This is a genomic window from Acinetobacter sp. ME22 (assembly GCF_022012315.1).
Lineage (GTDB): Bacteria > Pseudomonadota > Gammaproteobacteria > Pseudomonadales > Moraxellaceae > Acinetobacter > Acinetobacter brisouii_A.
The window spans coordinates 1-1,331 of sequence record NZ_JAKLTL010000036.1 but is presented as its reverse complement, the minus strand read 5'-3'; the positions used below and the strand labels follow the sequence as shown (position 1 = coordinate 1,331).

Sequence of the window (1,331 nt, the reverse complement as noted above, 5' to 3'; positions counted from 1 at the left end):
CACTCATTTTTTTATGAATTTATCACATCATTTAGATTTAACACGCCAACAAACATTACCCTCACTCTCACATTTCAATGAACTCATTGATTTAAATTGGATCGAAGCTTGTTTAAAAGAAACAGGCAAGGCATCTATCCGAAAGAGAAAACTCCCTGCTGAACACGTGGTATGGCTGGTGATTGGTCTTGCTCTATTTCGAGATCAACCCATTTGGTATGTTGTTCAACAGTTGCAACTTGTCTTTGGTACAACGCAATATTGTGTTCCTAGTGCATCTGTACAAGCTCGACAACGTTTAGGTCTGGAACCTTTGCAGGCACTGTTTTCCACGCTTAGCCAAGCATGGTTTCAAGATTCACAGCAACAACATTCAGATTTTCATGGTCTTCGTATATGTGCAGTTGATGGTATTGTCTGGTCTATGCCACATACACAAGAAAACTTGAATCACTTTGGCTCATCGAAAGGTAAAAACGCTTCTGCTCCTTATCCTCAAGTGAGGGCAACCTGCTTGGTGAATACCAATACGCATGAAATCATCGATGCTCAACTCGGCAGTATGGATCAGGGAGAACTGACTTTAGCCAGTCAACTTAAAGCGCCTGCGCAAAGTATCACTTTATTTGATCGCGCTTATTTCTCCGCTGATTTTCTCATCAATTGGCATTCCCAAACAGAAAGCCGTCATTGGCTGATGCGAGCCAAAGATAATTTACGCTATGAAATTATAAAACAACACTCAAAACATGATGCTCACATCAGAATGCCTGTTTCACCTAGAGCGAAGAAACTGAATCCATTATTGGGAGAATATTGGGAAGCTCGTTTAATAGAAATCGAACATTTAGGCAAAACTAGACGATACATCACATCTTTAATGGATTCAAAAGCCTATCCACTCAAAGAAGTCGCGATGCTTTACGTCCAACGTTGGGAGATTGAGATGTGCTATCGGGAAATTAAAAGTGATTTACAAGATAGTCAGACGTTAAGAAGTAAGCAGCCTGATTTGGTTTATCAGGAATTATGGGGCGTATTGATTGCCTATAATGTATTGAGACGGCAGATGAGATTTATGGCTGAACGAGCCAAGGTCAGTCCATTAAAGATCAGTTTTCATATCGCATCAATGAGTATTATCAATATATTGAGGCACACGCCTTTAGAGTCAGCAGGTAATTTGCCTAGACATTTAGAGCATTTATTAGAAAGTTCAAAAATGTATGTATTACCTGAAAAAAGGCATAGGCTGTGTCCGAGAGTAGTTAAAGCAAAACCTGCAAAATATCCAAAGAAAAAATGCCAATCAGCTTAACTGACTGGCATTA

The 1,331-nt window shown here is 39.6% G+C and carries 1 protein-coding gene; it reads left to right on the top strand.

Features of this window, described 5'->3' with window-relative positions; all coding sequences use genetic code 11:
- Positions 1 to 13: 13 nt before the first annotated feature.
- Positions 14 to 1,318 carry an IS4 family transposase gene (locus tag LVY74_RS17555; RefSeq protein ID WP_237816141.1) on the top strand — a complete coding sequence of 435 codons (1,305 nt, stop codon included), beginning with the start codon at positions 14 to 16 and terminating at the stop codon, positions 1,316 to 1,318.
- The last annotated feature ends 13 nt before the right edge of the window (positions 1,319 to 1,331 follow it).